Below are 2986 nucleotides of genomic sequence, written 5' to 3'. Positions count from 1 at the left end.
CCGCGGGTAAAACAGACCACGCCGGTCACATTCGTCGTGTCGAAGGTGAGTTCTGTGTCCGCGACGGCGGCTCCGCCATTCTGGATGGCGAGGCTGATGTCCCCGATCTGTGCCGTGTAGTCGATGCCACCGATGATCCCGTTCAGCGTGCCATCCGCATGGTCTGCACGCATCATTTCGACCGCACTGGTGAACTTGGTCCCCGGAGCGCGCAGCGCGTTCACGGCGGCCAGCGTTGTCAGGTTGTAGAAGGCCGACAGATCGACGAAGTCATTGTCGTCCTGAAGACCGTTATCCACAGTGCCCGAGTTGCCTGTGCCGAAGTCGGTGATGATGTCGGCCCCATCGCCGCCAGCCTCGACAAAGATATCATCGCCAAGGCCGCCTCCGACGCTGTCATCGCCAGACCCGCCGAGGACCACGTCGTTGCCAGACCCACCGTCGAGGATATCGGTGCCAGCGCCGCCGCTCAGGGTGTCATCGCCGCTCTCACCGAGAAGGCTGTCGTCGCCGACATCCCCCTGAACGGTGTCATCGCCTGCACCGGCAGCGACGCTGTCATTTCCGAGACCGCCATAGATCGTATCGAACGATAGAGAATCGCCGGTATCGGCGATGGAGTCATCGCCCGACCCCGCATTGATCAGATCGGCTGAGACACCTCCATCGATTGTATCGTTACCCGCACCTCCGTCGATCGTGTCTTTGCCCCATTGCCCGAAGATGCTGTCGTCGCCGAGACCTCCGTCGATGGAGTCCTCGCCAAAACTGCCGTCAAGGGTATCATTGCCGGTCCCGCCGCGGAGGAAGTCATCCCCGCTGCCCCCGTCCACCGTGTCATCGCCACTGGCGCCAAACAGGCTGTCATCGCCGCTCCGACCGTCGAGAACATCAGCCCCGGTCCCGCCGTCGAGCGTGTCGTTGCCAAGCCCCCCCACCAGCGTGTCGTCGCCGCTGTCGCCTGCCAGAGCGTCGTCGCCGCTGCCGCCCAGCAGCGTATCGGCGCCAATCCCACCGCTCAGAGTATCGGTGCCGGTCCCGCCGAGCAGGCTGTCATCGCCGGAGCCGCCATCGAGCGTGTCGTTGCCCGTGGCACCGCCCTGAAGCGTATCATTCCCCAGGCCGCCAAGGACGCTATCGTCTGCGAGGCCTGCATCGACGATGTCATTGCCCGCCCCACCATAGATCGTGTCGAGAGATCCCCCCCCACCCTCATCCGTGATCGTGTCGTCCCCGGCCCCGCCATAGACCAGATCAGGCTGTCCGCCGGCATCAATTGAGTCGTCACCAGAGCCCCCATCAATCGTGTCATTGCCAAACCAGCCGATGATGGTGTCGCTGCCAGCCCCGCCCAGGAGGCTGTCGACGTCATCGGAGCCGTAAAGGCTGTCATCGCCGGAGCCGCCATCGAGCGTGTCGTTGCCCCTGCCACCATGGAGCGTGTCGTTCCCGGCACCGCCAGAGATGGTGTCATCGCCCGAACCAGCACTGATCGCGTCTTCACCAGAGCCGCCCTCCAGCATGTCGTTGCCTTGGCCGCCGAACAACTGGTCCGCCCCCGCATCGCCAAACACGCTGTCATCGCCGATACTTCCGTAGACGCTGTCATTGCCCAATCCGCCAAAGACCGCGTCATCGCCAGAAAACCCAGCGACCGTGTCGTCACCGGACTCGCCCCTGAGCGTGTCGTCGCCAACACTCCCGTCCAGCGTGTCGTTGCCGGCCCCGCCGTCAAGCGTGTCATCGCCACTCGCGCCAAGCAGGGTGTCGTTCCCGGCGCCGCCATAGGCGATGTCGTTGCCCGTGCCTGCCGTCAGGGTATCGTTCCCGATGCCGCCCTCCAGCGTATCATCGCCGACGGACCCAAAGAGGCGGTCATTGCCAGCATCGCCCTGAACGAAGTCGTTGCCTGACGAACCAAACAACAAGTCATCGCCAGAACCACCAGCAACCGTGTCGTCACCCGAGCCACCACCGATGGAATCAATTCCGGTGCCACCAAGGAGCGAGTCGTTCCCGGCATTGCCAAAAATGGAGTCGTTGCCAACTCCACCATCGATGGTGTCATTCCCGTCTGGCAGGCCTTCTCCGCCAGCAATATTGCCGTAGATCTCATCATCACCGAAGCCGCCGAGGATGCTGTCGTCACCGCTTCCGCCGCTGATCAGGTCATTGTCTGCGGCTCCGTCGATGACGTCGTTGCCCGCACCGCCGAACGCCGTATCAGTTCCCGCCCCGCCATCCAGCGTGTCGTCGCCAACACCCCCATTCAGCGTGTCGTTGCCGGCCCCGCCCAGCAGAACGTCGTTGCCGATCTCACCCAGCAGCGTTTCATCCCCGCTGCCCGCGTCCACCGTGTCATCGCCGCTGGCTGCGACAAACGTATCAACGCCCGCGCCACCGATCAGCAGGTCGTTGCCCAGTGTCCCCACCAGCGAGTCAGTGCCGGCCCCCCCGTCGAGCGTGTCATCGCCACTCGCGCCAAGCAGGGTGTCGTTCCCGGCGCCGCCATAGGCGATGTCGTTGCCCGTGCCGCCGTCGATGGTGTCATCGCCGGAGTTCCCAAAGAACCGGTCGTTGCCCGTGCCGCCGTCGATGATGTCATCGCCGGAGTTCCCAAAGAACAGGTCGTTGCCGGCTCCCCCGACCAGCGTATCCTGGCCGGCCCCGCCCGTGACACTGTCGTCCCCGAGTTCGCCAAACACCGAGTCATTGCCAACCCCGCCCGAGACGTCGTCGTCGCCAGAACCGCCAGAGACGGTGTCATCGCCGTCATCGCCCTTGAGCGTATCGCTCCCGGCCCCCCCATACAGGGTGTCGCTCCCGTCCCCGCCTCGCAGAGAGTCATCGCCGAGTTCGCCAAACACCGAGTCATTGCCCGGGTCTCCCGTGACAGTGTCGTCACCGGAGCCCCCATAGAGAGTGTCATCGCCGAAATCGCCGAAAACCTCGTCGTTGCCCGAGCCTCCGTAAACGGTATCGTTGC

General features: G+C 64.2%; 1 protein-coding gene. It reads right to left on the bottom strand.

The genetic code is table 11. The features are described 5' to 3' along the window. Positions 1-2986 (bottom strand): beta strand repeat-containing protein (locus FEV53_RS19890; protein ID WP_142836378.1); only part of this gene is annotated, 2986 nt, incomplete at both ends.

Origin of the sequence: Palleronia caenipelagi, assembly GCF_007004065.1 — a bacterium.
In the GTDB taxonomy this organism is placed as follows: Bacteria; Pseudomonadota; Alphaproteobacteria; order Rhodobacterales; family Rhodobacteraceae; genus Palleronia; species Palleronia caenipelagi.
Note: the sequence above shows the minus strand (reverse complement) of the source record. Positions and strands in the feature narration are given on the sequence as shown.